The organism is Microbacterium sp. K35 (assembly GCF_004794375.1).
GTDB classification, from domain to species: Bacteria; Actinomycetota; Actinomycetes; order Actinomycetales; family Microbacteriaceae; genus Microbacterium; species Microbacterium sufflavum.
On record NZ_SSDM01000100.1, the window covers coordinates 1 to 5,117 of the forward strand.

Here is a 5,117-nt window from a genome sequence, read left to right on the forward strand (position 1 = left end):
GCGCCGGGTGGCCGCCGACGTCGTCCGGCTCCGCGACGAGAGCGCCGCCCACGTGGCGGTGGTCACGCTGCACACCGCGCCGCGCGCGACCGGAGACGCCGCCGCCCTCGCCCGGTCGCTCGACGAGGTGACCGCGCTCGACTGGTCCGGCGCCGTCCTGGCGGTCGAGCACTGCGACGCGCACGTGCCGGACCGGACGCCCGAGAAGGGGTTCCTGCCCCTCGCGGACGAGATCGCCGCGATCCGCCTGGCCGACGTCCCGGTGGGGCTGTGGCTGAACTGGGGGCGCTCCGCGATCGAGCTCCGCGATGCCGACGCGGTCACCGCGCAGATCGCCGACGCCGCGGCGTCCGGCCTGCTGACCGGGCTCGCCCTCTCCGGCGCCGCCCCCGTGGAGAGCCCCTACGGCTACCCGTGGATCGACGCGCACCTCCCGATCGCGGAGACCCACCCCGCGTCGCGCTCTCTGCTCGACCGCGCCCACGTCGCGGCGGCCCTCACCGCCGCCGGCGACGTCGCGTGGCTCGGCCTGAAGGTCGCGCGCCGCCCCGACGACCGCACGGTCGCCGACATCCTCCGCACCGCCGCCGCGAACCTGGACCTCGTGCGCGCCTCCGCCTGAGCCGTCGCGAAACTCACAGCCCGCTCCCAGCCCCGCGGGACCAAAACGGGGACGGCGCGGGTTCTCCTCTATGACGCCGCAGCCAGCGGCGCCGGACAAGGAGCCACTCATGTCGAACGACTACGGCAAGACCCCCGAGGCGGTCAGCGCCCTGACGAACCTGCAGTACGAGGTGACGCAGCAGGACGCCACCGAGCCGCCCTTCCGCAACGCCTACTGGAACACCCACGACGACGGCATCTACGTCGATGTGGTCTCCGGGCAGCCGCTGTTCTCGTCCCGCGACAAGTACGACAGCGGCACCGGCTGGCCGAGCTTCACGCGCCCGATCGACGCCGAGGCCGTGACCACCAAGACCGACCGCACGCTGTGGATGACCCGCACCGAGGCCCGCTCGACCGGAGCCGACAGCCACCTGGGTCACGTGTTCGACGACGGACCGGCGGCCGAGGGCGGCCTGCGCTACTGCATGAACTCCGCGGCCCTGCGCTTCATCCCGGCTGACAGGCTGGAGGAGGAGGGGTACGGTCGCTACAGCCGCCTCTTCGCCGCGGACCCCACCACGACACCCGACACCCCCGACACCGCTGAGGAGCAGTCATGACCGACACCGGAACCATCACCCGCACCCCCGGGACCGAGACCGCCGTGCTGGCGGGCGGCTGCTTCTGGGGCATGGAAGACCTGATCCGCCGCCAGCCCGGGGTGCTCGACACCCGCGTGGGCTACACCGGTGGCGAGAACGACCACGCCACCTACCGCAACCACCCCGGTCACGCGGAGGCGGTCGAGATCGTGTTCGACCCGACCCAGACGACCTACCGCGACATCCTCGCGTTCTTCTTCCAGATCCACGACCCGTCGACGCTGAACCGTCAGGGCAACGACATCGGGTCGAGCTACCGCTCCGCGATCTTCCCGCTCACTCCCGAGCAGGAGCAGGTCGCGCGCGACACGATCGCCGACGTCGACGCCTCCGGGCTGTGGCCGGCGAAGGCCGTCACCACCATCGAGCCCGCCGGGCCGTTTTGGCAGGCCGAGGAGGAGCACCAGGACTACCTGATCAAGTACCCGAACGGCTACACGTGCCACTTCCCGCGCGCGGGCTGGGTGCTGCCGAAGCGTGAGGACGCCACCGCGAGCTGACCGCGGTCAGCCCTCGGCGAAGAAGGCGAGCGCGGCTTCCTTGAAGTCGCGCGAGCCCGGCGCGTTGAAGTGATGCCGGTTCGGGATCTCCACGAACCGGCCGTCGGGGGCCGCGGCCGCCAGCGCCCGCGAGCCCTCGATGATCGCGTCTTTCGACCCGGTCGCGAACAGGATCGGCCGGGTCGGGGCGTCGGCCGGGTCGGGGTCGATCGTGCCGGAGCCGCGCAGCCCCTCCGCCAGCGCGACCAGGGCCCGCAGGTCGTTGCCGGGCACGCGCTCGGTCAGGGCGATGTAGTTCTGGGTGGTGCGGTCGGTCACCGGCGTGCCGTCGGCGAGATACGCCCGCACCTCGTCCAGGTCGAGCCGGGCCAGGGGGATGCCGTCGGGAACCCCTCCGAGCACCGCCCGGCCGATCCGGTGCGGGAGCTCCCGCACGACCTCCCAGCCGACGCGCGCACCCAGCGAGTAGCCCAGGTAGAAGGCGTCGTCGACGAGGTAGGTGTCCATCACCGTCTCCACGTCGGTCGCCAGGGCGCGGATGGCGTAGGCGTCGGCCTCGTGCGGCTTGTCGCTCTGGCCGTGCCCCCGCTGGTCCAGAGCCAGCACGCGGTAGCCGGCCGCGGTGAGCTCGCGCACCCAGCCCGTGAGCACCCAGTTGTCGCGCGCGCTCGACGCGAAGCCGTGCACCGCCACCACGACCGGGGCATCGAGCTCACCCCACGTGTAGGTCGCCAGCCGGGTGCCGTCGGGGGCGTACACGTGCTGGGGAGCGGGCATCGCGGTCAGGTCGGAGAGGGGAACGGCCACCCCTCCATCCTGCTCCCTCTCGCGCGGCAACGGCCGCACCGACGACGAACCCCCTCCTGCGGGCACGGTGCAGAAGGGGGCGTTCGTCGGGGTCCCCGCCGGCGGCGCCCCTCCCCGGATGACGGAGGGAGGGGCGCCGACCCGGGTCAGACCCGGTCGCGGAGCGCGGCGCCGAGCTCGGCGTCCACGTTCGTCCAGTACTGGAAGAAGCGCTCGCGGATCGCGTCGATCGTGATCGAGCGGCCCTGGCCGGTCAGCGTCTCCAGGAAGCGGGCGCGCTGCTCCCCGTCGAACACCTCGCGGTAGAGCGTGCCGGCCTGGCCGAAGTCGTCGTCCTCGGCGTGCAGGGTCGCCGCGGAGCGCGTCAGCTCGCCGTCGGCCGCCCAGTTCGCCTCGACACCCTTCGCCGGGTCGGCCTCGGGGCCGCCGGCGGGGCCGAACGAGTTCGGCTGGTAGGTGCGGTGCGCGGCGTCGTTGTACTGGTAGCGCATCGAGCCCTCGTGCTGGTAGTTGCGCACCTCGGCCGCGTGCGGCTGGTTGACCGGCAGCTGGTTGTAGTTCGCGCCGATGCGGTGACGCTGCGCGTCGGGGTACGCGAAGATGCGGCCCATCAGCATCTTGTCCGGCGAGATGCCCGTGCCGGGCACCTGGTTGCCGGGCGCGAAGCCCGCCTGCTCGATCTGCGCGAAGAAGTTCTCCGGGTTGCGGTTCAGGGTCAGCGTGCCGACCTTGATGCGCGGGTAGTCCTTCTTCGAGATCGTCTTGGTCAGGTCGAACGGGTTGAAGCGGTAGTCCTTCGCCTCGTCGTACGGCATGATCTGCACGTACAGGTCCCACTTCGGGAAGTCGCCCTGGGCGATCGACTGGAACAGGTCGCGGCGGTAGTGGTCGGCGTCGGTGCCGGCGAGCTTCTCGGCCTCCTCCGGGCTCATCGCCTCGACACCCTGGTGTGCCAGGAAGTGGTACTTCACCCAGAACAGCTCGCCCGCGGCGTTCACCCACGAGTAGGTGTGCGAGCCGTAGCCGTTCATGTGGCGCCAGCTGCGGGGGAGCCCGCGGTCGCCCATGAGGTACGTGACCTGGTGGGCGGACTCGGGCGAGAGCGTCCAGAAGTCCCACTGCATGTCGGCGTCGCGCAGACCGGAGTCGCCCAGGCGCTTCTGCGAGTGGATGAAGTCGGGGAACTTGATGGCGTCGCGCAGGAAGAACGTGGGGGTGTTGTTGCCCACGATGTCGAGGTTGCCCTCGGTCGTGTAGAACCGCAGCGAGAAGCCGCGCACGTCGCGCCAGGTGTCGGGGGAGCCCTGCTCGCCCGCGACGGAGGAGAAGCGGATCAGCGTCTCGGACGTGGCACCGGGCTGGAACACCGCGGCCCTGGTGTACTGCGACACGTCCTCCGTGACGACGAACTCGCCGAACGCGCCACCGCCCTTGGCGTGCGGGTTGCGCTCCGGCACCCGCTCGCGGTTGAACGAGGCGATCTTCTCGACCAGGTGCTGGTCGTGCAGCACGGTGGGGCCGTCGGCACCGACCGTGAGGGAGTGGGTGTCGCTCGCGATGGGCGTACCCGTCTGCGTCGTGGTGGCCGGACGGTTCGACCCGATGGGGTTCGACATGGTGTTCTCCTTCTGCGCGCGGGCACGCCGAACAGCGCCGTCGGGGGACGGGCGGTCGGAGGCGGGCCTACGCGGCGTTCTGGCAGCTGGGGCACAGGCCCCAGAAGGTGACTTCGGCTGTCTGGACGGTGAATCCCCCCGTGGAGGAGGGGGTGAGGCACGGCGCCTCGCCGACGACGCAGTCCACGTCGCCGATCGCACCGCAGGAGGTGCACACGACGTGGTGGTGGTTGTCGCCGATGCGCCGTTCGTAGAGCGCCGCGGATCCTGCCGGTTCGATCCGGCGGATGAGCCCCGCCGTCGTCAGGTCCGCGAGGATGTTGTGCACCGACTGGATCGACGTGGTCGGCAGCGACTCGGAGACCGCGCGGTAGACGCGCTCCGCATCCGTGTGGGCCATGGAGCCGAGAGCCTCGAGAACGGCGACGCGGCCCGCGGTCGCACGCAGCCCGGCGCCTCGCAGCGCCGAGTCGAGGTCTGTCTCCATGTCCTCGACTCTACACGTTCTTTTGAGTGACTCAAAAAGAGCATGCCGGCATGGCGAGTCGCCCCGGCGGCCGCGGGCCTCAGCGCCGCGTCACCGTGAAGCCCCGTCCCCGCACGCGCACGCGGCCGCCCGGGGTGCCGTTCCCGCGCGGTGCTCCGCTCTCGTCGTAGGCCGTGCCCGCTCCGGGTGCCACAGGTGCCACGCGCTGCTGCTCCGCGGTCGCGTTGGCGTACAGCACCGCCGCGCCGCCCGTGGTCGCGTACACCGCCGTGGTCACGCGGGGTTGCACCACCAGCGCGTCCAGGCGCAGGTCGCCGCGGCTGGTGCAGCGCACGGTCACGGGGCCGTCCGGGAGCCCGCCGCCGAGCAGCTGCGGCACGAGCATGCCGTCCGCCTCCGTGAGTCCGCGGTCGCCCGTGCCCCCGGCCGCGGACTCACT

At 71.8% G+C, this 5,117-nt stretch carries 6 protein-coding genes and 1 pseudogene; 3 read left to right on the forward strand and 4 right to left on the reverse strand.

All coding sequences use genetic code 11. The features are described 5' to 3' along the window. The 3 genes from DW299_RS02705 to msrA all read left to right on the forward strand — a co-directional run. The coding region (locus DW299_RS02705; RefSeq protein WP_136035555.1) for a DUF4862 family protein at positions 1 to 622 on the forward strand (622 nt) is incomplete at its 5' end. A 109-nt stretch (positions 623 to 731) separates the two neighbouring features. Next, positions 732 to 1,226: a peptide-methionine (R)-S-oxide reductase MsrB gene (msrB, locus tag DW299_RS02710; RefSeq protein ID WP_136028559.1), complete on the forward strand. Its 495-nt coding sequence runs from the start codon at positions 732 to 734 to the stop codon at positions 1,224 to 1,226. Beyond that, positions 1,223 to 1,768: a peptide-methionine (S)-S-oxide reductase MsrA gene (gene msrA / locus DW299_RS02715; RefSeq protein WP_136028560.1), complete on the forward strand. Its 546-nt coding sequence runs from the start codon at positions 1,223 to 1,225 to the stop codon at positions 1,766 to 1,768. Before msrB ends, msrA begins: the two co-directional genes overlap by 4 nt. Positions 1,769 to 1,774: 6 nt before the next feature. Here the strand turns inward: msrA and DW299_RS02720 are convergent, their stop codons facing one another. The 4 genes and pseudogenes from DW299_RS02720 to DW299_RS02735 all read right to left on the reverse strand — a co-directional run. Continuing rightward, positions 1,775 to 2,575 (reverse strand): alpha/beta fold hydrolase, encoded by an 801-nt coding sequence (locus DW299_RS02720; protein ID WP_136028561.1) that lies wholly within the window; start codon positions 2,573 to 2,575, stop codon positions 1,775 to 1,777. A gap of 146 nt (positions 2,576 to 2,721) precedes the next feature. Then, entirely contained in the window at positions 2,722 to 4,191 is a 1,470-nt protein-coding gene (locus tag DW299_RS02725; protein ID WP_136035556.1) for a catalase, read from the reverse strand. 67 nt (positions 4,192 to 4,258) lie between these two features. Continuing rightward, on the reverse strand, positions 4,259 to 4,678 hold the full coding sequence (locus DW299_RS02730; RefSeq protein WP_136028563.1) for a Fur family transcriptional regulator: 420 nt from the start codon (positions 4,676 to 4,678) through the stop codon (positions 4,259 to 4,261). A 79-nt stretch (positions 4,679 to 4,757) separates the two neighbouring features. Continuing rightward, positions 4,758 to 5,117, reverse strand: a pseudogene (locus DW299_RS02735) (hypothetical protein); the annotation flags it as partial.

Bases quoted from the DNA above. Each gene is read 5' to 3' on its own strand.
- msrB (WP_136028559.1), top strand. From the start codon at position 732: ATGTCGAACGACTACGGCAAGACCCCCGAGGCGGTCAGCGCCCTGACG.
- msrA (WP_136028560.1), top strand. From the start codon at position 1,223: ATGACCGACACCGGAACCATCACCCGCACCCCCGGGACCGAGACCGCC.
- DW299_RS02725 (WP_136035556.1), bottom strand. From the start codon at position 4,191: ATGTCGAACCCCATCGGGTCGAACCGTCCGGCCACCACGACGCAGACG.
- DW299_RS02730 (WP_136028563.1), bottom strand. From the start codon at position 4,678: ATGGAGACAGACCTCGACTCGGCGCTGCGAGGCGCCGGGCTGCGTGCG.